The following is a 23,194-nucleotide window of genomic DNA, read 5'->3' as shown; positions in this document are numbered from 1 at the left end:
CCCACTCAGAGTGCCGGGACAAACCCAGAGCCGAAATCATCGCCGGCTCGAGCCGATTGCCGGGGCAGACCCCGAGGGGCCCGACACCGCGCGGCAAGTCACTCGAGAGTGGTGGCAGCCAGACGTGCAAGACGCAGCACGGACTCCGCCTTGCCCAGGATCTCCATCGATTCGAACAGCGGCGGCGAGATGCGCCGGCCGGAGACCGCGACCCGCAGGGGGCCGAAGGCCACGCGCGGCTTGAGCGCGAGCCCGTCGATCAGCGTCTCGGTCAGGGTGGTGTGCACGCGGTCGTGCGTCCATTCCGCTTCGGGAATGTCGAGCAGCGCTGCCGTGGACGTGGCGAGGATCTCGCGCGTGTTCTGCGGGAGCGAGGCGAGGGCATCCGGCTGGTAGGCCAGCGAGTCGCCGCCGATGAACAGGAAACCGAGCATGCCGGGTGCCTCGCCGAGCAGGGCGATGCGTTCCTGCACTAGCGGTGCGGCGGCCTCGAGAATAGCCTGCTGCACCTCGCTGAGTGGTTCGGTCACGTCGCCGGCGGCCACCAGGTACGGGATGACCCGGGCGGCGAAATCGGCCGGGTCGAGCAGCCGGATGTGGTCGCCGTTGAGCGACTCGGCCTTCTTGAGGTCGAAGCGGGCCGGGTTCGGCAGCACGTCGACGACGTCGAACGCGGCGATCATCTCATCGATCGTGAACACGTCGCGGTCGCTGGAGAGGGACCAGCCGAGCAGCGACAGGTAGTTGACCAGTCCCTCGGGAACGAAGCCGCGGGCGCGGTGGTGGAACAGGTTGGACTCGGGGTCGCGCTTGGAGAGCTTTTTGTTGCCCTCGCCCATGACGTAGGGCATGTGCCCGAAACGCGGCACGAACGTGGCCAGTCCGATGTCGATCAGCGCGTGGTACAGGGCGATCTGGCGCGGCGTGGAGGAGAGCAGGTCTTCGCCGCGCAGCACGTGGGTGACGCCCATCATGGCGTCGTCGACCGGGTTCACGAACGGGTACAACGGATGCCCGTTGGGCCGCACGACGACGAAGTCGCTGAACGAGCCGGCCGGGAAGGTGATCTCGCCGCGAACCAGGTCGTCGAAGGAGATGTCCGTGTCGGGCACCTTGAGGCGGAGCGCCGGCGAGCGGCCCTCTGCACGGAAGGCCGCCTTCTTCTCATCGCTGAGGTCGCGCTCGAAGTTGTCGTATCCGGCCTTCGGGTCGCGGCCGAGGGCGACGTTTCGCACCTCGATCTCCTCGCCGGTGGCGAAGCTCTCGTAAATGTGACCGGACGCCTTGAGCTGCTCGATCACGTCACGGTAGATGTCGTAGCGCTCGGACTGGCGGTAGGGAGCGTGCGGTCCGCCGACCTCGACGCCCTCGTCCCAGTCCAGGCGCAGCCAGTGCAGCGCGTCGAGGAGCTGCACGAAGCTCTCCTCGGTATCGCGGGCCGGATCGGTGTCTTCGATCCGGAAGATGAACGTGCCGCCGGTGTGCCGGGCGTAAGCCCAGTTGAAGAGCGCCGTGCGGATCAGACCGACGTGCGGCGTTCCGGTCGGCGAGGGGCAGAACCGAACGCGAACGTCGGTGCCGGTGGCAGTGGAAAACGGGTGCGCAATTGTCTCAGACATCACCCCCGATTCTAGTTGCCTCCGGGTGAGGGCGCGGGTGGGGATACGGGTGGCGCCGCGGATGGCGCGTCCGGTCCGGCCAGCGCGGCGAGCCGGCGCAGGGTGACGGCAATGGCCGCCACGCCCGCGGACCCAGTGACCGTGACCGTGTGCAGGGTGCGGTGGTCGCGGCCGCGGGTGGGCCGGATGGCGACGAGAGGCTGCGCGCCGACGGAGTCGAGGGCAAGCGCGGGCAGCATCGCCACCCCGATGCCGGCCGCCACGAGGCCGAGCACGGCGGCCGCGTTGTCGGTCTCGTAAGAGATGCGGGGCGTGAAACCGTTGTGACCGCAAAGCTCCAGCAGGTGGCCGCGGCACCGAGGACATCCGCCGATCCAATTCTCCTCGGCCAGGTCGCCGAGGTCGACTGCGCTGTTTTTGGCCAGGGCGTGTCCGGCCGGCAGCACGAGCATCATCTCGTCCCGGCGGAGCCGGGTCACGACGAGGCCCTCGGCGCTGTCCCGGTGAGGGTCGACCCGGTCGCCGGGGTAGCTGAACGTGATCGCCAGATCGGCCTGATTCTGGCGCACCAGAGCCACGGCTTCGGGCGGCTCGGCCTCAAGGTAGGTGACGCTGACTCCCGGATGGCGGCGCTGCAGGTCAGCGAGCAGGCGCGGCACAATGGTCGCCGAGGCGGAGGGGAACGCCGCCAGACGCACCCGGCCCGCGCGCAGGCCGCGCAGCTCGGACAATTCCCCCGCGGCGGCGTCCAGGGCCCCGCTCACGATGGCGGCGTGCCGGGCGAGCAGCCGGCCGGTCTCGGTGAGCCGCACGCCGCGGCCGATGCGTTCGATCACGGCCATCCCGATGCGCTGCTCGAGCCGTCTAAGCTGCTGGCTCACGGCGGGCTGGCTGTAGCCGAGCGCCGCCGCGGCCGCCGTGATCGAGCCGCAGTCGGCGAGCGCACCCACGACGCGCAGCATGGTGGAGTCGAGTTCGGGCTGGACGATGGCGGGCACGAAGTGATCATAACTGATGCTTATGGATTGCCTCAGCTACTGGTTATTGTCAAATGAATAGGCCGGTCGCATGCTGGAGAAATGATCCAGAGCGACTCTTCCGCGTCCCGTTCGACGCTGCCGGCCCGCATCGGCGTGCGCGAGGCGCGCGAGCGGTTCCGGGGCGGCCGCGGCTATCTGGCGGCCTGCACGCTCGGGCTGCCGACCCGGGAAACGGAAGCGGCCCTGCGCCTGGACGCCGACGCCTGGGCGCTGGGCACCGCGTCGGCGGCGGGGTACGCCGCCGTGGTCGAACGGGTCCGGCACGCGTATGCCAGACTCGTCGCTGTTCCGGTGAGCCGGGTCGCGATCGGGTCTCAGGCGTCCGTGCTGGCCGGCCTGCTCGCCGCGAGCGTTCCCGACGGCGCCGAGGTGCTCTGCGTCGATGGCGATTTCAGCTCGATGGTGTTCCCGTTCCTCAGCCAGGCGCACCGCGGGGTCACCGTGCGGCACCTGCCTCTGGCCGAGCTGGCCGTCGGGATCACCGCCGACACCTGGCTTGTGGCGTTCTCGCTCGTGCAGTCCGCCACCGGTGCCGTCGCCGACACCGCGGGGATCGTGGCCGCCGCCCGTGCTCACGGGTGCTTCACCCTCTGCGACACGACGCAGGCCGCCGGGTGGATGCCGGTGGACGCATCCGTCTTCGACGCCTCTATCTGCCACAGTTACAAGTGGCTCTGCGCCCCGCGCGGCGTGGCCTTCCTGACCGTGGCCGAGCGGCTGGCCGTACTGCTGCACCCGGTGCAGGCGGGCTGGTATGCCGGCCGGGACCCGTGGGCCTCCTGTTACGGACCGGACATGAACCTTGCGGCTGATGCGCGCCGATTCGACGTCTCCCCGGCCTGGAACTCCTGGGTGGGCGCCGAACCCGCACTGGAGCTGTTCGGGCGGCTCGACCTGTCGACGGTGCGCGACCACGCGGTGGCGCTGGGCGACGCGCTCTGCGCCGGGCTCGGGCTCGCCCCGGCCGGGCAGTCGATCGTGACCTGGCCGGATGCCGACGGCACCGACCTTGAACGCCTCACCCGGGCCGGTCTCACCGCGTCGCGCAGGGCCGGGCGGGCCCGCGTCGCCTTCCACCTGTGGAATGACGAGGACGACGTCGCCGACGCCCTGCGCGCCCTGCGTCCGTAGCCGGGTCACGACGGGCGCGACCGCAGGGCCTGCTCGGCCAGAGGGCCTCGCGGCGACTCGACTACTTCTGTGCGGTGACGGCGGTGATGATCGCGCCGGCGAGAGCAGCGGAGGAAGCCGGATTCTGGCCGGTGTACAGGTTGCGGTCGATCTCCATGTGCTCGGCCCAGGCTGCGCCGGCGACGAAGTCGGCGCCCAGCGCGACCAGGCGGCTCTGCACGAGCCACGGCGCCTTGGGGGCGAGGCCGCCGAGAGTCTCCTCCTCATCGGTGAAGCCGGTCATGCGGTAGCCGGTGAAGGGCCAGCTGCCGTCGGCTCGCTGGGCGGCGAGCATGGCGGCCGGGGCGTGGCAGAGCACGCCGAGAATCGTTCCGGAGTCGAGGGCTTCGGTCATGATACGTCCGGAGTCGGCGTCGACGGCCAGGTCCTCCATCGGGGCGTGGCCGCCGGGGTAGAAGACGACGTCGTAGTCGGCGACCGTGATGTCACTGATCGAGCGGGGCTCGTCGAGTTCACTGCCGATGGTGTCGAGGTAGGCGACGATGGCCGCGGCCCGGTCTTCCCCGCCGGCCGCCTGGGGTGCCAGGCTTCCCGCGTCGATGGTGGGGGCGACGCCGCCGGGCGTCGCGATGGTGATCCGCCAGCCGGCCTCGGTGAACAGGCGGTGCGGTTCGGCGAGCTCTTCGGCCCAGTAGCCGGTGGGGTGCAGGCTGCCGTCGTTGAGGGTCCAGTGATCGGCGGCGCTGACGACAAAAAGTACGGAATTCATGGGTTCTCCAGAGTGTGTGATCGTGTGAAATGGATGCTGTCGGGAAAGTCAGACGTTCGTGCGGACGACCATCTTGCCGGTGTTCTCGCCACGCATGAGGCCGAGGAAGGCGTCGACCGCGTGGTCGATCCCGTCGACCACGGTCTCGTCGAAGACGACGTCGCCCGCGGCGAGCCAGCCGGCCATGTCGGCCGAGAACGCGGGGAAATGCTGCACGTAGTTGCCCACGATGAAGCCCTTGAGGGTCAGCCCGCGACCGATCATGTTCGCCAGGTTGCGCGGGCCGCCGGTCGCCTCGGTGTTGTTGTAGACGGAGATCGCGCCACAGAGGGCGGCGCGTCCGCCGTCGTTGAAGCTGGCCAGTGCCGCCTCGAGGTGCTCGCCGCCGACGTTGTCGAAGTAGACGTCGATGCCGTCCGGAGCCGCGGCGGCGAGCTGCTTGGCGATGTCGCCGTCCTTGTAGTTGAAGGCGGCGTCGAAGCCGTACTTCTCGGTCAGCAGGGCAACCTTCTCGGCCGACCCGGCGGAACCGATCACGCGCTTCGCGCCCTTGAGACGGGCGATCTGGCCGACCATGCTGCCTACGGCCCCGGCCGCGCCGGAAACGAAAACGGTGTCGCCTTCCGTGAGCCCGGCCACCTCGAGCAGGCCCACGTAGGCGGTGAGTGCGGTCATGCCCAGAACGCCGAGGTAGGCGGAGAGAGGCACGCCGGGGATTTCCGGGACGACGCGGAAGCCGGAGGCCTCCTCCTGTACCAGGTCGCGCCAGCCGAACTGGTGCACGACCACGTCGCCGACGGCAACCGCGTCAGAGGCGGATGCGACGACGCGGCCGACGGCCCCGCCCGTCATCGTCTCGTTGAGAGCGTAGGGGGCGGAGTAGGACTTGGCGTCGTTCATCCGGCCGCGCATGTAGGGGTCGACCGAGACGAACTCGTTGGCCACGCGAACCTGACCGGGGGTCAGCTCGGGCAGGTCGATGCGGATGGTGCCGAAGTCGGCATCCGTTGGCCAGCCGGTGGGGCGGGCGACAAGCTGGATCTGGGTGCTGGTGATGGTGATGGACGAGGCCATGGCGGCTCCTCTGCTTCTTTGTAACGAATGTTTTAATATATTGTGTACTGAGCGATACACAAAACCACTCACAGCGAAAACGGAGGAAACACCATGGGGCGGCTGCAGAGTTTCGAGCGCACGACCGTCGTCCAGGCGGCCAGGGACCAGTTCTGGGACAAGGGCTTCGAGGCTACCTCGCTCGCCGACCTCGAAGATGCGACCGGTCTCCGGCGATCCAGCCTCTACCATGCCTTCGGCAGCAAGCGTGGCCTGTTCGACGCCGCCGTCGAGGACTACCAGGCCTCCGTCATCCGCCCGAGATTGCGGACCCTGACCGGGCCGGGGATCGGCCGGGCCTCGCTGCTGGCCTACTTCAGCGAACTCAGGTCGGCGGTCTCCGCCCTGCCGGAGGACTCCCCGCGCCGCGGCTGCCTGCTGGTGAACTGCGCCGCAGGCCTCGCCGGGCACGACGACTTGGCCCGCCAGGTCGTGGAGGGCTACCGGTCCGAGCTGACGGACACCCTTCAGGACGCCCTCCGGGCGGCCGGGACCGCGGCCGGAGGAAGCGCGCCGGACCGCGCGCCGGAACGCGCCCGCACCCTGGCTTCGCTCGGCATGAGCGCCATGCTGCTCGCCCGGGTCAACGCGACCGAATCGGTGGCGTTGCTGGATACGGCGACGGAGCAAATCCGGTCCTGGTTTCCCGTGCACGCCGCAACCGACGCCTGACGATCAGGCGCGCCGCACCGGATTCGTCAGCACGCCGATGCCGGCGATCTCCACCTGCACGGCGTCACCATGCACGACGGAGGCGGACCGGTCTGGGGCACCCGTCAGAATGACGTCGCCCGGCAGCAGGGTGAACACGCTGGAGACGAAGGAGATCATCTCAGCAACGGTGTACTTGAGCAGCGTCGCATTGCCCTTCTGGAAGACCTCGCCGTTGATGCGGGACTCGATGGTCAACGCGGTCCAATCGTATTCGGTGTCGATGACCGGTCCGAGCGGGCAGAACGAGTCGAAGCTTTTGGCCCGTGTGAGGTCGCCGTCGCGCTCCTGCAGATCGCGGGCGGTGACATCGTTTGCTACCGTGTAGCCCCAGATGGAGTCCTCGGCGGCGTCGACGGACACGTTGCGGGTGATCTTGCCGATCACGATCGCGAGCTCGCCCTCGACGTGCACGTTGTCCGTGGACACCGGCACGGTGATCGGGTCGCCGGGGCCGACGACGCAGGTGTTCGGCTTGAGGAAAAACCTGGGCTCACCGGGCGAGCGGGCCGCGGTGGACTGCTCGGCCGCGTTGGCGAAGTAGGACCACGCCATGCCCACGATCTTCGACCGCGGGATCACCGGGGCGAGCAGCTTCACGTCGCGCAGGGCCACGCGCTCCCCGGACGGGTCATAGCCCGCGAACATCGGGTCGCCCTTTAAAACGACGATCTCGTCGTCGTCGACGATGCCGAACGAGATACGTCCCTCGTTACTGAACCGTGCGATTTTCACGCGGGTCCCACCGGGGCGTCGAGCCGGGTGAGCCAGCCGTGGCGGTCGGGCAGGCGGCCGTACTGAATGTCGGTCAGCTCCTGGCGGAGCGCCATCGTGATCTGGCCGGCCGGGCCATCCGGGTCGCCGATGGAGAGGTTCGGGCCCTTGAGCTGCGAGATCGGGGTGACGACGGCGGCCGTGCCGCAGGCGAACACCTCGGTGATGGCACCGGATGCGACACCGTCCTGCCATTCGCCGAGGGTCACGTCGCGCTCCTCCACGGTCAGGCCTCGGTCCCGGGCGAGCTGGATGATGCTGTCGCGGGTAACGCCCTCGAGGATCGCGCCGGTCAAGCGCGGGGTGACGAGCGTGTCGGTGCCATGAACGAAGAACACGTTCATGCCGCCGAGTTCGTCGATGCGGCTGCTGGTCTCCCCGTCGAGGAAGAGCACCTGGGCGCAGCCGTTGTCATAAGCCTGCATCTGAGGCAGCAGGCTGGCGGCGTAGTTGCCGCCGCATTTGGCCGCGCCGGTGCCGCCGCGGCCGGCGCGGGAGTACTCGGTCGAGAGCCAGATCTTGATCGGGGCCACACCGTCTGCGAAGTAGGCGCCGGCCGGGCTGGCGATCACGTAGTAACCGACCTGGTGCGCGGCCCGCACGCCGAGGAAGCTCTCGTTGGCGATCATGAACGGGCGCAGGTAGAGGCTGGTCTCCGCAGCGGAGGGCACCCAGTCGCCGTCTACGGCCACGAGCTGCCGGATCGATTCGATGAAGTCGGCCTCGGAGAGTTCCGGCAGTGCCAGGCGGCGTGCGGAGCGCTGCAGGCGCTCTGCATTCTTCTCCGGGCGGAAGGTCCAGATCGACCCGTCGGCGTGACGGTAGGCCTTCAGCCCCTCGAAAATCTCCTGGCCGTAGTGCAGCACCGAGGAGGCCGGGTCGAGGTGCAGCGGACCGTAGGGCATGACCCGGGCGTTGTGCCAGCCCGCGTCGAGGGTCCAGTCGATGGCGACCATGTGGTCGGTGAACTTCTTGCCGAAGCCGGGATCGACGAGGATCTCTTCGCGCTCGATCTTCGTGCGGGCCGCGGTCGACGGCGTCAGGCTGAATTTCAGCGGGAAGGTGGCGGTTCCGGATGTCGTCGGGGGCGCTGGCTGGCTCATTGGATTCCCTTGTCTGTCAGTCGAGTCACGATGGCGTCGCCCACGGCGCTGGTGCTCCGGGGTGTGTCGAGAGCCGCCCGGGCCACGATGTCGGCGGTCACGGCGGCAGTCACCCGGGCCGCGGCATCCGTGAGTCCGAAGTGCTCCAGGAGTAGCGCCACCGACAGGATGGCCGCCGTGGGGTCAGCCAGTTGTTTGCCCGCGATGTCCGGTGCCGAACCGTGAACCGGCTCGAACATGCTGGGGAACCTGCCCTCAGGGTTAATGTTCCCGGAGGCCGCAAGGCCGATGCCGCCGCTGATTGCCGCCGCGAGATCGGTGAGGATGTCGCCGAAGAGGTTGTCCGTGACGATGACGTCAAATCTACTCGGATTTGAGACCAGGAAAATCGTGGCCGCGTCGACGTGCAGGTAGTCGACGGTCACCTCGGGGTATTCGGCTGCGACGGCGGTGACGATCCGCTGCCACAGGCTGCCCGCGAAGACGAGCACATTGGTCTTGTGCACGAGTGTGAGGTGGCGGCGGGGCCGACCCTGGGCCTGGGCGAAGGCGTAGCGCACCACGCGTTCGACGCCGAAGGCCGTGTTGACGGAGACCTCGTTGGCCACCTCGTGCGCGGTACCCTGGCGGATCGCTCCGCCGTTGCCCACGTAGGGACCCTCTGTGCCCTCGCGCACGACGACGAAGTCGACGGTGCCCGGAGACGCCAGCGGGCTGGGCACGCCGTGGTAGAGAACGCTCGGGCGCAGGTTCACGTAGTGGTCGAGCGAGAAGCGTAACTTGAGCAGCAGGCCGCGCTCGATATTCGCGTTGGCGAGGCGGGGGTCCCCCGGCACGCCGCCGACGGCGCCGAGCAGGATGGCGTCGTGGCCGGCGATCGCCGCGAGGTCGTCATCGGTCAGCACATCGCCGGTTTCCAGGAACCGTGCGGCGCCGAGGGAGAACCAGGTTGCGTCGAAGGTGACGTCGTCGGCAGACGTGGCCGCCTCGAGAACCTTGACCGCTTCGGCGACGACCTCGGGGCCGATCCCGTCGCCGGGAATGACAGCAAGCTTGATGAGAGGGGACATTCGACTCCGTATGTCTGAAAGTTGGCTGTAGATAAACCCTACTGCGACGCAACGAGTGTCTAAGCTGGTCAACTCCTGACAACCAATAGAAAGCAGTTTCGCATGAGTCTCGGATTGGGAATCTTCCTTCTTGTCGTCGGCGCCATCATGGTGTTCGCCCTGAACGTGACCGTCGAGTGGATGGACATCGAGCTGGTCGGCTACATCCTGATGGGCGCCGGTGCTGTCATCATGGTCATCGGCATCGTCTTGCTGACCCGCAAGCGCAGCAGCATCACCACGACCCGCAGCGCCGTCGACCAAGCGAGCGGGGAACAGGTCACGTCGCAGAAGCGTTCCGTCGACGACGTCTAGGTCGACGTCCGTCGTGCCGGGGCCCGTGTCGAGGTCGACGTCGACACGCGCCCCGGCACCGGCCTGCGCCGGCGGCGGCCCAGGTGATCAGGTCGCCTTACGCAGGGTGACCAGCGCCACCAACGCCGCCGCCAGCACCAGAATGGTACCGATCCAGGCCGTGGGCCCAATTCCGCTGGTGAAGGCATCGCGGGCCGACGAGAGCAGCACGTTTGCCAGGCCGGAGGGCAGCCCGTCGGCCACGGCCACCGCACCGCCGAGGGTCTCCGCCGCTGCCGCGCTCTGCGCCGCGGTGAGGGCCTCCGGCAACACGACCGCACTGCGGTACGACGCCGTCAGGATGGTACCGAGGATGGTCGTGCCGAGCACGGCGCCCAGTTCATAGGCCGTCTCGCCGACAGCGGATGCCGCCCCCATCTTGGCCGCCGGGGCGTTCGCCACGATCAGTTCGTTCGAGACCGTCTCGGCCGCGCCGATCCCGATCCCGAGGGCCACGAAGACGAGCGCGATGCCGACCGCGTCGAGGTCTCCCCCGCCCAGGGCGGCGGCCGCGTAGCCGACGGCCGAGATCAGCAGTGCCACCGGAACGACGATCGACGGCCGCACGCGCCGGGCGATGGGCACGATGACGAGGCCGGACACGATCATCGCCGCCAGTCCCGGCACGAGCACCAGACCCGCCTCCAGAGGCGAGAGGGCCAGTACGAGCTGCAGGTACTGGGAGACGAAGAACAGGCCGCCGACGAGAGCCACGACGCTCAGCAGGTTGACGCCGATCGCCCCGCTGAAGGCCCCCTGGCGGAACAGCCCGAGGTCGATCATCGGGTGCGTCAGCCGGGGCTGGCGGCGCACGAAGACCACGCCTGCGGCGAGTCCGAGCACGATCGGGCCGAGCGAGAAGGGCGTGGGTCCGTGCTCCGCCAGGGCCTTGATCCCGTAGACGACCGGCAGCATGGTCGCCAGCGAGAGCGCGATGCTCGGCGCGTCGATGCGTCCGGGGTTCGGGTCGCGGGACTCCGGCACGAGCAGGGGCCCGAGAACCAGCAGCGGCAGGAGCAGCGGCACCGCGAGCAGGAAGACCGAGCCCCAGGCGAAGTGCTCCAGCAGCACGCCGCCCACCACGGGGCCGAGCGCGCTGCCTGCGGCGAAACCGCTCGCCCAGATCGCGATCGCCAGCCGCCGCTGGTTGCGGTCGGTGAAGACGGAGCGGAGCAGCGACAGCGTCGGCGGCATCAGCATGGCGCCGAAGAAGCCCAGCACGGCGCGGTCGATGATCAACCACTCGACGCTTGGGGCGAAGGCGGCCACCACGGAAACGGCGCCGAACCCGGCGGAGCCGATCAGCAGCAGCCGGCGGCGCCCGATCCGGTCACCGAGGCTGCCCATGGCCACTAGGAGGCCGGCGAGCATGAGCGGGTAGATGTCGATTACCCAGAGCAGCTGCGTGCCGGTCGGCCGCAGGTCCTCGGAAATGGCCGGCAGGGCGAGGTTGAGCACCGTGTTGTCGATCGAGACCAGGAGCACGGGCAGCATGAGCACGACGAGCGCCCACCACCGGCGGCGGGGGCTGAGCACACGGCTGACGGCGATGACGGGGGTGGTCTCTCGGACGGTATTCGACACGGGAACGACTTCTTTCGGCTCCAGGGACGGATGCTGCACCGTCCAGACGGTACAGTAAACCGTCCAGACGGTATAGTAGCACCATGAGCTCTAAAACCGCAGCCCCGGCCCGGAACGTGCCCCGCCTCTCCCCCACGCGCGATCGCATCCTGGACGCGTTCGCGCACCTCCTGATCGACCAGGGCGAGCGGGCGGCCACCCTCGAGGCGGTGGCGGTGGCGGCTGGCCTTTCCAAGGGCGGCCTGCTCTACCACTTCGGGTCGAAAGACGCGCTCGTGGAGGGACTCCTGGCCCGGCTCGACGCGCTCGTCGCCGACGATGTCGAACAAATTCGAGCGGCCTCGGCCGGAGCGGTCGACTACCTGATCCGCACGTCGATGAGCGAGGGGACGGTGCTCGACCAGTCGATCGGTGCGGCCGTCAGGCTCGCGCAGGGGGCACATCCGTTGGCCAATGCGGCCCTGGCCGCAACTCGACGCCAGTGGCTGAGCGTCATCGAGGAGGCGGTGGGAGACCCGGACGTGGCCGAGGTGATCATGCTCGTCAGTGACGGGCTGTACTACGAATCCACCCTCGCGAGCCCCGGCCAGCCTGCCGTCGATGACACATCGACGACGAGGTTGGACCGGTTGCTCGCGGTGATCGGGCGGATGACCGACGGAACTGCTATTCGGTGATGGAGATTTCGATCATGGCCTCGGCCGAGATCGCGTCGCGCACCGTGGCCAGCAGGCTCGCCGGAACGGGCGAGTCGACCGTCAGTACGCTTAGGGCCTTGCCGCCAGCCACGTGGCGGGCGATCTGCATGCCCGCGATGTTGATCTGGGCGTCGCCGAATTCGCGGCCGTAGACGGCCACGATTCCCGGACGGTCCGTGTAGAGCATCACGATCAGGTGGTCGTCGAACGGAACCTCGACGTCGTAGCCGTTGATCTCGACGATCTTCTCGATTTGCTTGGTGCCGGTCAGGGTGCCGGACACCGATACCTGCGAGCCGTCCGCGAGGGCGCCACGCAGCGTGATGACGTTGCGGTACTCCGGCGACTCCTTGTCGGTGATCATGCGCACCGCGACGCCGCGCTGCTCGGCAAGCAACGGCGCGTTGACGTAGGACACGGTCTCGCTGACGACATTGGTGAAAATGCCCTTGAGCGCGGCGAGCCGGAGCACGCTCACGTCATAGTCGGCGAGCTCGCCGCGCACCTCGACGTCGACGCTGGTCAGCGGGCTGTGGGCGCCGAGACCGGAGAAGACCTGGCCGAGCTTCTCCACCAGCGGGATGCCGGGGCGCACGTAGGGGTCGATAACGCCTCCGGCGACGTTGACCGCGTCGGGGACGAGCTCCCCCGACAGGGCGAGGCGAACCGACTTGGCGACGGAGACGCCGGCCTTTTCCTGGGCTTCGTCCGTGGAGGCGCCGAGGTGAGGCGTGGTGATGATGTTGTTGAGGCCGAGCAGCTTCGACCCGGTCGGCGGCTCGTTGACGAACACATCGAGGCCGGCGCCGGCGATCGTGCCGGCCGTGAGGGCGTCGTAGAGGTCGTTCTCGTTGATGAGGCCGCCGCGGGCCACGTTGACGACGAACGCGGTGGGCTTCATCAGCTTGAACTGTTCGGCGCCGATCATGCCGTTGGTTTCGGGCGTCTTGGGCATGTGGATGGTGATGAAGTCCGACTGTGCAAGGAGATCATCGAGGCTGACCGGAACCACGCCGAGCTGCTGGGCGCGGGCGGAAGTGATGTAGGGGTCGTAGGCGATGATGTTCGTGCCGAAGGCCTGCATCCGCGCCGCGATGAGGGCGCCGATGCGGCCGAGGCCGATGATGCCGATGGTCTTTTCGTAGAGCTCGACGCCGGTGTACTTGGAGCGCTTCCACTGCCCCTGCGCCAGCGCGCCGTGGGCGGCCGGGATGTGACGGGCCAGGCTGATGATGTGCCCGACGGTCAGTTCTGCGGCGGAAATAATATTGGAGGTCGGGGCATTGACGACCATGACGCCCGCAGCCGTGGCCGCTTTAATGTCGACGTTGTCGAGGCCGACGCCCGCGCGGGCGATGACCTTCAGTAACGGTGCGGCGGCGATTGCCTCCGCGTCCACCTTCGTGGCGGAGCGCACCAGAACGGCATGCGCCGTGGCCAGTCCGGCGAGTAGCGCGACCCGGTCAGTGCCGTCTACGGAGCGGACCTCGAAGTCGGGCCCGAGGGCGTCGACGGTGGCAGGCGATAATTCTTCAGCGATTAGGACAACAGGTTTTGACACGAAAACGGATCCTCCGATTGCAGCAGAAAAGCATGGCTTGCGCCGCGACCGTGGGGCGCCAGATATGAAATCACTCTATCGGCTGGAGAATAGGGCCATGAGCAGCGTTACATTCCCCGACCTCCAGTTCGCCGTGCGCATCGTGCTGGCGGTGGTCTTCATCGGCGCCGGCATCGCACATTTCGTGCCGGGTGTGGCGCGCACGATGAGGGCGATGATCCCGCCACGGCTGCGAACGACCGGGATGCTTCGCCCCGGCAACCTCGTCATCCTCACCGGAGTCTGCGAGATCGCGGGCGGGCTCGGACTGCTGTATCCACCCACGATCGTGACGGCCGGCGTCTGCCTGATCGTGTTCTTGGCGGCGATCTTCCCCGCCAACGCCTTCGCCGCGCGCTACCCGGACCGCTTCGGCGTGGCCGCGATCCCCCTCGTGCCGCGGCTGACCGGGCAGCTCGTGCTGATGGGGCTGATCGTCGTCGCGATCGCCTGAGCGCCAGGCGACGCCGTGCACCACAGGCGGAGCGCCCTGCCCGGTGTCGAACCAATTCGACGGAGATTTTGGGTCAAACACCCGTTTTTGAACCCAAACGCGCTGTTGAGAGCAACATCTCCGTCGAATTCGTTCGGGACACCGAGCGGCAGGGCCAGGCGAGCAGGCAGGGCCAGGCGAGCAGGCAGGGCTAGGCGAGCAGGCTGCCCGCGCCGAGGGTGAAGATGTTGGCGGCGATCGCGGCGTTCAGACCCAGGCCGGCCAGGAACAGGGCAGCCTGCGCGGCGGGTCCGCGTGAGCGCCCGATCCACGCGGCAAGCACGAAGACGAGGAGCGGGCCCAGGATGCCGACGAGGAGCACGAAAATACCGAGTCCGCTCAGCTGGGTGTCGAGGCTTTGAGCCAGGATGTTGAGGCCGACGAGGTTGCCGACGCCCTCCCAGATGTCGTAGGCATAGCAAAGGCCGAACAGGATCGCGATGCCCGTCGACAGCCAGCGCGGGGTGCGCCGCCGGGATGAGGGGATGGTCGCGGGCGTGGTCACCGGTGAATCGGTCATGCGATGACCCCCGGTCCGGAGATGAACGGCAGCGGGGCGAGCAGAACGACTCCGAGGAGTAGCCAGCCGATCCGGGCTCGGGGATGCGTTCTGGTCAGCCAGAACGTCACCGCGAACCAGAACGCTGGAGCGGCCACGGCCAGCCAGAGACCGAGGGAGAACATGAACTCGGACAACTCGTCGGAGGGCGGGGTCTGGATGCGGCCCACGCCGATGAACCAGCCCACCGTGTAGAGCAGATATATTCCGCCGAAGATTCCGAGCGAGACGAGCGCCAGGGAACTCGTGGCCGTGCGGGTCAGGGCGGCGTCGGCCGCCGCCTTCGCCGCGACAGCGGATGCCGGACCGGCCACGGTCCATCCCTCCGGCGGCGCGACGGAACCGGTCTCGGTACCGGCCGCGGTGCCGGTGTCGGTTTCAGAGCCGGAGCCGGAACCGTCGCCGGTCGTGACGAAAGCGCCCGAATCGGGCTCGGCGGGCCGTGCGGTCGCGCTGGACTCGTCGCCGGAGACGAGCGTGGGGTCGTCGTCGCCGGCCCAGCCCAGGGCGTCGTCCCGGTTGTCGTCACCGGAGTGTCCAGAAGTCATGAGACCAGCGTACCGAGGCGCCGTCCGGGCGGCGCACACTTCCGGCTGATCACGACTTTCAGTGCCTTGGTTTCCGCCGCGCGGGAGAAGGTGTCGTACGCCTCGAGGATCTGGTCCATCCGGAACCGATGTGTGGTCAGCTTGTCGGCCGGGATCTTCTTCTGCGCGACGAGCCGGAAGACGGTGTCCGGGGCCGAGGCGCGCTCGAGCTTCGCGGCCGTGACCGTCTCCCCCGCCGGGCCGTCGGGGCTGCCATGAACCGGTTGCGAATGGGGGTCGTGTCCTGTGCGAACCGGCAGGCCGGATTCATCCACGGGGATCAATGGTGACCACCCGGACCGGACGTGGCAAGCACCCCGAACGCATCCTCGGGCAATCAGCGCCGTTGACGCGGCAGCGGGGCCAATCCAGTGGATTGGCCCCGCTGCCGATGCGAGCTCGGGTGTTAGCGCGCGGCTTCGCCGTCAGTGTAGTCGTCGTCGGCGGAGGCGTTCCAGGCGAACAGCTTGCGCAGCTCACGGCCGGTGGCTTCGATGGGGTGCTCTTCGCCCTTCTTGCGCAGAGCAAGGAACTCCGGTGCTCCGGCGTCCTGGTCCGCGATGAAGCGGGCCGCGAAGGCGCCGTTCTGGATGTCGGCGAGAACGGCCTTCATATTCTCCTTGACGTGGGCGTCGATGACGCGTGGGCCGGAGACGTAGTCGCCGTACTCGGCGGTGTCGGAGACGCTCCAACGCTGCTTGGCGATGCCCCCCTCCCACATCAGGTCGACGATGAGCTTGAGCTCGTGCAGCACCTCGAAGTAGGCGACCTGCGGCTGGTAGCCGGCCTCGGTGAGAACCTCGAAGCCGTACTGGATCAGCTGCGACGCGCCACCACAGAGCACGGCCTGCTCGCCGAACAGGTCGGTTTCGGTCTCTTCGGTGAAGGTGGTCTTGATGCCGGCGGCGCGCAGCCCACCGATCGCCTTGGCGTAGCTGAGGGTGAGCGGCCAGGCCGCGCCCGAGGCATCCTTCTCGACGGCGACGATCACGGGAACGCCGCGGCCGGCCTCATACTCGCGGCGCACGGTGTGGCCCGGTCCCTTGGGGGCGACCATGGTGACGTCGATGCCTTCGGGGGCCTTGATGTAGCCGAAACGGATGTTGAAGCCGTGTCCGAAGACAAGGGCCTTGCCCGCAGCGAGGTTCGGCAGCACGTCGTCGGCGAACAGGTGACGCTGCACCTGGTCGGGCGCCAGGATGACGATGACGTCGGCCCAGGCGGATGCCTCGGCGGTGCTGAGAACGGTGAAGCCGGCCTCTTCGGCCTTGGCCTTGGACTTCGAGCCGTCCTTGAGGCCGATGACGACCTCGACACCCGAGTCGCGCAGGTTCTGCGCGTGGGCGTGACCCTGCGAGCCATAGCCGATGACGGCTACCTTCTTGCCCTGGATGATCGACAGGTCGGCGTCTTTGTCGTAGTAAATCTCAGACACGAGTAAATGTTCTCCTTGTTGTTGTAGTCGGTGGTCGAGCTCTAGTTTTTGAAGACGCGCTCGCTGATCGATTTCGACCCGCGGCCGATGGCGAGCAGGCCGGACTGGGCGATTTCCTTGATCCCGTAGGGCTCGAGCACGCGCAGCAGCGCCTGCGTTTTGCCGGAGTCCCCGGTGACCTCGATCACGACCGCGTCGACGGACACGTCGACGACCCGAGCCCGGAACAGGGTCACGGCTTCGAGCACCATCGACCGGGTCGTGTTGTCGGCGCGCACCTTCACCAGCAGGTGTTCGCGCTGCACCGACTGGGCCGGGTCGAGTTCGACGATCTTGATGACGTTGATCAGCTTGTTCAGCTGCTTGGTCACTTGCTCCAGCGGTGCGTCTTCGACGTCGACGAGGATCGTGATGCGGGAGAGCCCGGGGATTTCGGTGTGGCCGACGGCGAGGCTCTCGATGTTGAAACCGCGGCGGGCGAAGAGGCCGGCGACCCGGGTGAGCAGGCCGGGCTTGTCCTCGACGAGGAGGCTCAGAACGTGGGTGCTCACGGGTTATTCCTCTTCCCAGGTCGGTGCGTGCTCTTTGGCATACTGCACATAGCTGTTGCTGACACCCTGCGGCACCATCGGCCAGACCATGGCGTCCCGGCTCACGATGAAGTCGATCACCACGGGCCGGTCGTTGGTCGCCAACGCCAGCTTGATGGCGTCGTCGACCTGGTCGGGGCTGGTGACCCGGATGGCGAGGGCACCGTAGGCCTCCGACAGCTTCACGAAGTCCGGCACCATGGCGGACCCGTGCCCGGTGTGCAGATCGGTGAAGGAGTGCCGTCCGTCGTAGAACAGGGTCTGCCACTGGCGCACCATGCCCAGCGAGGAGTTGTTGATGATGGCGACCTTGATCGGAATGTTGTTGATCGTGCAGGTGGCCAGTTCCTGGTTGGTCATCTGGAAGCATCCGTCGCCGTCGATCGACCAGACCACCCGGTCGGGCTCGGCCACCTTGGCACCCATCGCTGCGGGGATGGAGTAGCCCATCGTGCCGGCGCCCCCGGAGTTCAGCCAGGAATTGGGCCGCTCGTACTTGATGAACTGGGCCGCCCACATCTGGTGCTGGCCGACACCGGCCGCATAGACGGCTTCCGGCCCGGTCAGCTCGCCGATGCGCTGGATCACGAACTGCGGGCTCATGAGGCCGTCGGTCGGCTCGGAATAGCCCAGCGGGAACTCCTCCCGCAGACCCTTGAGGTAGGTCCACCAAACGCTGACGTCGGGCGTCGTCGTGGTGATGGCGGCCGCGTAGGCGATGGTGAGTTCGGTGATGACCTCCTTGGCATCACCGACGATGGGAACGTCGGCGGCGCGGATCTTACCGATCTCCGCGGGGTCGATGTCGACGTGCACGATCGTGGCGTGCGGCGCAAACTCGGAGACCTTGCCGGTGACCCGGTCGTCGAAGCGGGAGCCGAGCGCGATGATCAGGTCGGCCTCCTGCAGCGCGAGCACCGCGGACACGGTGCCGTGCATCCCGGGCATGCCCAGGTGCTGGTCGTGCGAGTCCGGGAACGCGCCGCGCGCCATCAACGTGGTGACGACGGGCGTCTTGCTGAGTTCGGCGAAGGCGAGCAGTTCTTCCGACGCGCGGGCACGGATGACACCGCCACCCACATAGAGGACGGGCTTCTTGGCCTCGGCAAGCAGCTGGGCCGCAGCCTGCACCTGTTTGCCGTGGGCCTTGGTGACCGGCCGGTAGCCGGGCAGGTCGAGCTTGGGCGGCCAGATGAACGGGGCGCTCTTCTGCTGGGCATCCTTGGTGATGTCCACCAGGACCGGGCCGGGCCGGCCGGTGGAGGCGATCAGGTGAGCCGACGCGATAGCCGCGGGGATGTCCTCGGGACGCTTGACCAGGAAGGAGTGCTTCGTGATCGGCATGGTGATGCCGACGATGTCGGCCTCCTGGAAGGCATCCGTGCCCATCAGGGTGGAGAAGACCTGGCCGGTGATGCAAAGGATCGGCACCGAGTCCATGTACGCGTCGGCGATGGCGGTGACAAGGTTGGTGGCGCCGGGCCCGGAGGTGGCGATGGCCACCCCGACGCGGTTGCTCGCCGAGGCGTAGCCCTCCGCGGCGTGGCCGGCACCCTGCTCGTGCCGCACCAGGATGTGCCGGATCACGGTTTGGCTCATCAGCTCGTCGTAGAGCGGAATGACGGCGCCGCCCGGTAGACCGAAGACGTCGGTGACGCCCAGCAGCTCCAGCGAGCGGATGATCGCACCGGAACCGGTGAGGATTTCCGGTGCCCCCGAGTCGGGCGCCCCGGCGGCCGCGGCAGACGAGGGCGACGGTGATGGCACGGGTGTTTCCGCGGTCATGTGATCAGTTCCCTAGTTCGATGACGAATAGTGAGTTCTAGCCCGTGACGGCGCCGACGGCCGCAGACTGGACAAGCTTCGAGTACTTTGCGAGAACGCCCCGGGTGTAGCGCGGAGGCAGAGGTGCCCAGCCAACACTCCGGGCGGTCAGCTCATCAGGGTCGACCAGTAGGTCGAGCGTGCGAGCTGCGATATCGACCCGTATCAGATCACCATCGCGCACGAAGGCGATTGGACCTTCGTCCACCGCTTCGGGTGCTATATGGCCGATGCACAGTCCGGTTGTGCCGCCTGAGAATCGACCGTCCGTTAAGAGTAGTACATCGGCGCCGAGCCCGGCGCCCTTGATGGCGGCGGTGATCGAGAGCATCTCCCGCATTCCGGGCCCGCCCTTGGGTCCCTCGTAGCGGATGACGACGACGTCTCCCTTCTGGATCTCCCCCGCAGTGAGAGCGTCCATGGCGGCGCGCTCACGCTCAAACACGCGCGCGGGTCCCTCGAAGATGTCGGAGTCGAAGCCGGCGGTTTTGACGACGGCACCCTCGGGGGCGATAGAGCCCTTGAGGATGGTGATTCCGCCGCTGGCGTGAATCGGGTTGTCGAGGGTGCGCAGCACCTCGCCGTCCAGTTCGGGCGGGTCGATCTCGGCAAGGTTCTCGGCCACGGTCTTGCCGGTCACGGTGAGCGCGTCGCCGTGGATGAGGCCGGCCTCGAGCAGGGCCCGCATCACGGCCGGCACGCCGCCGTGACGGTCGACGTCGTTCATGACGTACTTGCCGAACGGCTTCAGGTCGCCGATGTGCGGCACCTTGTCGCCGATGCGGTTGAAGTCGTCGAGGGTGAGCTCGACCTCGGCCTCGTTCGCGATGGCCAGCAGGTGCAGAACCACGTTGGTGGAGCCGCCGAACGCCATCGCCACGGCGATCGCGTTCTCGAAGGCCTTGCGGGTCAGGATGTCCCTGGCCGTGATCCCCAGACGCAGCAGGTTGACGACGGCCTCGCCGGAGCGGTGCGCGTAGTAGTCGCGGCGGCGGTCGGCGGAGGCCGGGGAGGCCGATCCCGGCAGGCTCATGCCGAGAGCCTCGGCCACGCTGGCCATGGTGTTGGCGGTGTACATGCCGCCGCAGGCACCCTCGCCGGGAGCGAAGGCGCACTCGATGCGCTTGGCGTCGGCCACGGACATCCGCCCGGCCTTGACGGCGCCCACCGCCTCGAAGGAGTCGATGATGGTGATGTCTTTTTCGGTGCCGTCGGAAAGCTTGACCCAGCCGGGAGCGATCGATCCTGCGTAGAGGAAAACGCTGGCCAGGTCGAGGCGGGCCGCGGCCATCAGCATCCCGGGCAGCGACTTGTCGCAGCCCGCCAGCAGCACGGAGCCGTCGAGGCGCTCGGCCTGCATGACAACCTCGACCGAGTCGGCGATGACCTCGCGGGAGACGAGGGAGAAGTGCATGCCCTCATGGCCCATCGAGATGCCATCGGAGACGGAGATGGTGCCGAACTGCAGCGGGTAGCCGCCGCCGCCGTGCACACCTTCTTTGGCGGCCTGCGCGAGGCGATCCAGGGAGAGGTTGCAGGGCGTGATCTCGTTCCACGAACTTGCGATGCCGATCTGGGGTTTCTCCCAGTCGGCGTCGCCCATACCGACGGCCCGGAGCATCCCCCGCGAGGTGGTGGCTTCGATTCCATCGGTGACGTCCCGGCTGCGAGGCTTCATATCGATCTCAGTCATGCACTGAGTCTAAACGTCCACTGAGGGCGGAACGTCGCCCGGGGGTCATGCTCCGGCGGCGGCCTCACGCTCCGTGGCGACGGCCGCGCGGGCATCGGCGATCAGGCCCAGCACCAGCGGCACGTCTTCGGGGCCGCGCACCCGGTAGCCGGCGAGCGAGTCGCCTGCCCCGATCTTGAGGCCGACGTCGCCGGGTCGCAGCACGGCGAAGGCATCTTCGTCGGTGGTGTCGTCGCCGGCGTAGAAGACCCGGTCGGCCCCCGCGTGCCGGCGCAACCGCTCAAGGGCGTCGCCCTTGGTGCTGGCACGCACCGCGAATTCGATCACGTCCTTGCCGTCCCGCACGGTCAGGCCGGGCAGCAGCGTGCCCAGCTCCTCGCGTGCGGCCTTCAGGGCGGCCGCCGCTTTCCGAGGCGTCGCCAGCCGGGTGTGCAGGGCCAGACCGGCCGGCTTGCGTTCGATCCAGGTTCCGTCGATGCTGCCGGAGATGCGCTCAAGCACCCGGGCGAGGGCGTCGAGCTGCTCGAGTTCCTCGGTGACGAGGTCGAGTTCGATCTCGGGGGTGTCCAGCTGCACCTCGATCCCGTGCGAGCCGGCGAGGAGCACATCGGTCTGCGGCTGCGACACGTGCCGCAGGCTGACCAGGGCCCGGCCGGAGACGAACGCGACCCGCACCCCGTCGAGGTCGAGCAGGCGCTGCACGGCCTCGCGAGTGCCTGCCACTGCGCGCGCGTCTTCGGGCTTGTCGACGTGCGGGGCAAGCGTCCCGTCGAAATCGAGGGCCACGAGGATGTTGTCGGCGCGGCTGAGATCCTTCAGCGCACCGGCGAGGGTGTCGGGGATCCCGGGACGCACGGCGGCTCCTTCGGTCAAGGTTCGGAGGAAGGAAGAGGACCAAGCGTCGACGTCGTTGTCGAAGACCTTGCGGCGGAGCGCGCGCATGCGTCGCAGCCGTTCCTGGCGGGGCATCGCGACGGCCCTGAGGATGGCGGCCTTCACGCCGTCGATGTCATGCGGGTTGATCAGCACGGCCTGTTTGAGCTCGTCGGCGGCGCCGGCGAACTCGCTCAGAACGAGCACGCCGTCGCGGTCGAAGCGCACGGCCACGTATTCCTTGGCGACGAGGTTCATGCCGTCGCGGAGCGCGGTCACGAGCATCACGTCGGCCGCGAGGTAGAGCGCCACCATCTCCTCGCGCGGGTAGCCGTGATGGTGGTAACTGATGGCGGTGTGGCTGATGGTGGAAAAGTCGCCGTTGAGGCGGCCGACGGCCAGTTCGATCTCGTCGCGCAGGGCGATGTACGGGCCGACGCGTTCCCGGGAGGGGCTGGCGACCTGCACCAGGGTGACATCCTCCACGCTCAGGCTGCCGTCGGCGAGCAGCTCGCCGAACGCCTTGATGCGGTGGGCGATGCCCTTGGTGTAGTCGAGCCGGTCCACGCCCAGCATGATCGTCTGGGGGTTGCCGAGGTCTTCGCGGATCTGGCGCGCCCGCTCCTGGATCTCGGGGCGCCGCGCCAGTTCCTCGTAGGCGGCGGCGTCGATGGAGATCGGGAAGTGCTTGGCGATCACCCGGCGATGCTTGCCCTCGGGTGCGGGCACATCGATGGCGACGCCGCGGGTCGGATAGCCGTAGAGGCGGCGCACGGCTCGGGAGAAGTTACCGGCGTCGGCGAGGCGCTGGAAACCGATCAGGTCGGCGCCGAGCAGTCCGTCGAGGATCTGCTTGCGCCAGGGTAGCTGGGCGTAGATCCCGTATGGCGGAAAAGGGATGTGGTTGAAGAACCCGATCACGAGGTCGGGCCGCGCGTCGCGCAGCATCCGTGGCACGAGCTGCAACTGGTAGTCGTGCACCCACACCGTGGCGCCGGGCGCAGCGGCGGATGCGGCGGCGTCGGCGAAGCGGCGGTTCACCCGAACGTAGGCCTCCCACCATTCGCGGTGGTAGCGCGGCGGCGCGATCACGTCGTGGTAAAGCGGCCAGATCGTGTCGTTGGAGAAGCCCTCGTAGTAATCCTCCAACTCCGACTCGCTGAGCCGCACCGGCACGATGGAGATGCCGTCGTTCTCGAACGGGTCGAACGAGCGGTCGGCGATGCCGGGCCAGCCCACCCAGGCACCATCGGAGCTGCGCATCATGGGCTCGAGGGCGGTGACCAGGCCGCCGGGCGAGGTGCGCCAGCCCTCGGTCCCGTCTTCGGAAACCTCGATCTCGATCGGGAGGCGGTTGGAGACCACGACCAGCGAATAGGTGGAGTCCGGGGCGGCGGATGCCGTGGGTTCGGCTGCAGAGGTAATGGGATCGTCCGTTCCGGCGGGCGCAGAGCGACGCCTTGGTGGTCTCCCAAGGCTACCAGTGGGCCGAAAGCGGTGGCCGGGCTGGCCACTCGGCCACGGTCGCCCGACAT

The 23,194-nt window shown here is 68.1% G+C and carries 22 protein-coding genes; 5 read left to right on the top strand and 17 right to left on the bottom strand.

All coding sequences use genetic code 11. From position 1 onward, the window contains the following. Window positions 1-98: 98 nt before the first annotated feature. Window positions 99-1,619: a glutamate--tRNA ligase gene (gene gltX, locus E3O47_RS06950; RefSeq protein ID WP_104102905.1), complete on the bottom strand. Its 1,521-nt coding sequence runs from the start codon at window positions 1,617-1,619 to the stop codon at window positions 99-101. 11 nt (window positions 1,620-1,630) lie between these two features. After that, the gene (locus E3O47_RS06945) at window positions 1,631-2,617 is read right to left on the bottom strand and encodes a LysR family transcriptional regulator (RefSeq protein ID WP_241986108.1); all 987 of its coding nucleotides are present in this window, start codon (window positions 2,615-2,617) and stop codon (window positions 1,631-1,633) included. An 81-nt stretch (window positions 2,618-2,698) separates the two neighbouring features. Between E3O47_RS06945 and E3O47_RS06940 the strand changes: the two genes are divergently transcribed. Beyond that, on the top strand, window positions 2,699-3,790 hold the full coding sequence (locus E3O47_RS06940; protein WP_134416008.1) for an aminotransferase class V-fold PLP-dependent enzyme: 1,092 nt from the start codon (window positions 2,699-2,701) through the stop codon (window positions 3,788-3,790). 61 nt (window positions 3,791-3,851) lie between these two features. Here the strand turns inward: E3O47_RS06940 and E3O47_RS06935 are convergent, their stop codons facing one another. Together E3O47_RS06935 and E3O47_RS06930 are read right to left on the bottom strand one after the other, a co-directional pair. Next, window positions 3,852-4,559 carry a type 1 glutamine amidotransferase domain-containing protein gene (locus tag E3O47_RS06935; RefSeq protein WP_134419932.1) on the bottom strand — a complete coding sequence of 236 codons (708 nt, stop codon included), beginning with the start codon at window positions 4,557-4,559 and terminating at the stop codon, window positions 3,852-3,854. A gap of 48 nt (window positions 4,560-4,607) precedes the next feature. After that, complete coding sequence (locus E3O47_RS06930; protein WP_104102898.1) at window positions 4,608-5,633, bottom strand: NADP-dependent oxidoreductase; 1,026 nt, start codon at window positions 5,631-5,633, stop codon at window positions 4,608-4,610. A gap of 93 nt (window positions 5,634-5,726) precedes the next feature. On the opposite strand from E3O47_RS06930, the gene E3O47_RS06925 reads away from it, so the two are divergent. Further along, window positions 5,727-6,344 (top strand): TetR/AcrR family transcriptional regulator, encoded by a 618-nt coding sequence (locus E3O47_RS06925; protein WP_134419930.1) that lies wholly within the window; start codon window positions 5,727-5,729, stop codon window positions 6,342-6,344. 3 nt (window positions 6,345-6,347) lie between these two features. On the opposite strand, the gene E3O47_RS06920 is transcribed toward E3O47_RS06925, so the two are convergent. From E3O47_RS06920 to E3O47_RS06910, 3 genes are read right to left on the bottom strand one after another with little or no spacing between them, the layout of a single operon-like run. Then, window positions 6,348-7,118, bottom strand: a complete 771-nt coding sequence (locus tag E3O47_RS06920) for a fumarylacetoacetate hydrolase family protein (protein WP_134419928.1) — start codon at window positions 7,116-7,118, stop codon at window positions 6,348-6,350. Next, window positions 7,115-8,260, bottom strand: a complete 1,146-nt coding sequence (locus E3O47_RS06915) for a branched-chain amino acid aminotransferase (protein ID WP_104102894.1) — start codon at window positions 8,258-8,260, stop codon at window positions 7,115-7,117. The genes E3O47_RS06920 and E3O47_RS06915 overlap by 4 nt, the downstream gene beginning before the upstream one ends. Beyond that, the gene (locus E3O47_RS06910) at window positions 8,257-9,330 is read right to left on the bottom strand and encodes a 3-isopropylmalate dehydrogenase (RefSeq protein ID WP_134341803.1); all 1,074 of its coding nucleotides are present in this window, start codon (window positions 9,328-9,330) and stop codon (window positions 8,257-8,259) included. Before E3O47_RS06910 ends, E3O47_RS06915 begins: the two co-directional genes overlap by 4 nt. Window positions 9,331-9,432: 102 nt before the next feature. Here E3O47_RS06910 and E3O47_RS06905 point away from each other — a divergent pair, with 102 nt between their 5' ends. Beyond that, entirely contained in the window at window positions 9,433-9,684 is a 252-nt protein-coding gene (locus E3O47_RS06905) for a DUF6458 family protein (protein ID WP_104102889.1), read from the top strand. Window positions 9,685-9,771: 87 nt separating this feature from the next. Here the strand turns inward: E3O47_RS06905 and E3O47_RS06900 are convergent, their stop codons facing one another. Next, window positions 9,772-11,259, bottom strand: a complete 1,488-nt coding sequence (locus tag E3O47_RS06900) for an MFS transporter (RefSeq protein WP_233191547.1) — start codon at window positions 11,257-11,259, stop codon at window positions 9,772-9,774. Window positions 11,260-11,390: 131 nt separating this feature from the next. Between E3O47_RS06900 and E3O47_RS06895 the strand changes: the two genes are divergently transcribed. Continuing rightward, a complete protein-coding gene (locus E3O47_RS06895; protein ID WP_104102886.1) occupies window positions 11,391-11,984 on the top strand; it encodes a TetR/AcrR family transcriptional regulator in 594 nt (197 codons plus the stop codon). Here the strand turns inward: E3O47_RS06895 and serA are convergent. After that, window positions 11,974-13,566, bottom strand: a complete 1,593-nt coding sequence (gene serA, locus E3O47_RS06890) for a phosphoglycerate dehydrogenase (RefSeq protein WP_134419926.1) — start codon at window positions 13,564-13,566, stop codon at window positions 11,974-11,976. The two genes, E3O47_RS06895 and serA, sit on opposite strands and share 11 nt — an antisense overlap. Window positions 13,567-13,663: 97 nt before the next feature. Between serA and E3O47_RS06885 the strand changes: the two genes are divergently transcribed. Next, entirely contained in the window at window positions 13,664-14,059 is a 396-nt protein-coding gene (locus tag E3O47_RS06885; RefSeq protein ID WP_104102881.1) for a DoxX family membrane protein, read from the top strand. Window positions 14,060-14,249: 190 nt separating this feature from the next. Here the strand turns inward: E3O47_RS06885 and E3O47_RS06880 are convergent, their stop codons facing one another. From E3O47_RS06880 to E3O47_RS06845, 8 genes are all read right to left on the bottom strand, one after another. After that, window positions 14,250-14,618, bottom strand: a complete 369-nt coding sequence (locus E3O47_RS06880; RefSeq protein WP_104102879.1) for a hypothetical protein — start codon at window positions 14,616-14,618, stop codon at window positions 14,250-14,252. Further along, the gene (locus tag E3O47_RS06875) at window positions 14,615-15,205 is read right to left on the bottom strand and encodes a hypothetical protein (protein WP_134419924.1); all 591 of its coding nucleotides are present in this window, start codon (window positions 15,203-15,205) and stop codon (window positions 14,615-14,617) included. Before E3O47_RS06875 ends, E3O47_RS06880 begins: the two co-directional genes overlap by 4 nt. Then, a complete protein-coding gene (locus tag E3O47_RS06870) occupies window positions 15,202-15,519 on the bottom strand; it encodes a hypothetical protein (protein ID WP_134419922.1) in 318 nt (105 codons plus the stop codon). The genes E3O47_RS06875 and E3O47_RS06870 overlap by 4 nt, the downstream gene beginning before the upstream one ends. A gap of 131 nt (window positions 15,520-15,650) precedes the next feature. Further along, window positions 15,651-16,679 (bottom strand): ketol-acid reductoisomerase, encoded by a 1,029-nt coding sequence (gene ilvC / locus E3O47_RS06865; RefSeq protein WP_134400719.1) that lies wholly within the window; start codon window positions 16,677-16,679, stop codon window positions 15,651-15,653. A gap of 41 nt (window positions 16,680-16,720) precedes the next feature. Beyond that, window positions 16,721-17,230, bottom strand: a complete 510-nt coding sequence (gene ilvN / locus E3O47_RS06860; protein ID WP_104102867.1) for an acetolactate synthase small subunit — start codon at window positions 17,228-17,230, stop codon at window positions 16,721-16,723. 3 nt (window positions 17,231-17,233) lie between these two features. Then, window positions 17,234-19,054 (bottom strand): acetolactate synthase large subunit, encoded by a 1,821-nt coding sequence (locus E3O47_RS06855; RefSeq protein ID WP_134371693.1) that lies wholly within the window; start codon window positions 19,052-19,054, stop codon window positions 17,234-17,236. Window positions 19,055-19,091: 37 nt separating this feature from the next. Next, the gene (gene ilvD / locus E3O47_RS06850) at window positions 19,092-20,786 is read right to left on the bottom strand and encodes a dihydroxy-acid dehydratase (protein ID WP_104171612.1); all 1,695 of its coding nucleotides are present in this window, start codon (window positions 20,784-20,786) and stop codon (window positions 19,092-19,094) included. Between the two features lie 45 nt (window positions 20,787-20,831). Further along, a complete protein-coding gene (locus E3O47_RS06845) occupies window positions 20,832-23,024 on the bottom strand; it encodes a bifunctional alpha,alpha-trehalose-phosphate synthase (UDP-forming)/trehalose-phosphatase (protein WP_233191520.1) in 2,193 nt (730 codons plus the stop codon). Between the last annotated feature and the right edge of the window lie 170 nt (window positions 23,025-23,194).

Origin of the sequence: Cryobacterium sp. TMT2-17-1 (assembly GCF_004402765.1) — a bacterium.
GTDB lineage: Bacteria > Actinomycetota > Actinomycetes > Actinomycetales > Microbacteriaceae > Cryobacterium > Cryobacterium sandaracinum.
This window is presented reverse-complemented; position numbering and strand designations above follow the sequence as displayed.

Coding starts and splice junctions, on each gene's coding strand:
- ilvD (WP_104171612.1), bottom strand. CDS start 20,786: ATGACTGAGATCGATATGAAGCCTCGCAGCCGGGACGTCACCGATGGA.
- E3O47_RS06880 (WP_104102879.1), bottom strand. CDS start 14,618: ATGACCGATTCACCGGTGACCACGCCCGCGACCATCCCCTCATCCCGG.
- E3O47_RS06910 (WP_134341803.1), bottom strand. CDS start 9,330: ATGTCCCCTCTCATCAAGCTTGCTGTCATTCCCGGCGACGGGATCGGC.
- E3O47_RS06925 (WP_134419930.1), top strand. CDS start 5,727: ATGGGGCGGCTGCAGAGTTTCGAGCGCACGACCGTCGTCCAGGCGGCC.
- E3O47_RS06895 (WP_104102886.1), top strand. CDS start 11,391: ATGAGCTCTAAAACCGCAGCCCCGGCCCGGAACGTGCCCCGCCTCTCC.
- E3O47_RS06935 (WP_134419932.1), bottom strand. CDS start 4,559: ATGAATTCCGTACTTTTTGTCGTCAGCGCCGCCGATCACTGGACCCTC.
- E3O47_RS06930 (WP_104102898.1), bottom strand. CDS start 5,633: ATGGCCTCGTCCATCACCATCACCAGCACCCAGATCCAGCTTGTCGCC.
- E3O47_RS06855 (WP_134371693.1), bottom strand. CDS start 19,054: ATGACCGCGGAAACACCCGTGCCATCACCGTCGCCCTCGTCTGCCGCG.
- gltX (WP_104102905.1), bottom strand. CDS start 1,619: ATGTCTGAGACAATTGCGCACCCGTTTTCCACTGCCACCGGCACCGAC.
- E3O47_RS06875 (WP_134419924.1), bottom strand. CDS start 15,205: ATGACTTCTGGACACTCCGGTGACGACAACCGGGACGACGCCCTGGGC.
- E3O47_RS06915 (WP_104102894.1), bottom strand. CDS start 8,260: ATGAGCCAGCCAGCGCCCCCGACGACATCCGGAACCGCCACCTTCCCG.
- E3O47_RS06940 (WP_134416008.1), top strand. CDS start 2,699: ATGATCCAGAGCGACTCTTCCGCGTCCCGTTCGACGCTGCCGGCCCGC.
- E3O47_RS06885 (WP_104102881.1), top strand. CDS start 13,664: ATGAGCAGCGTTACATTCCCCGACCTCCAGTTCGCCGTGCGCATCGTG.
- E3O47_RS06905 (WP_104102889.1), top strand. CDS start 9,433: ATGAGTCTCGGATTGGGAATCTTCCTTCTTGTCGTCGGCGCCATCATG.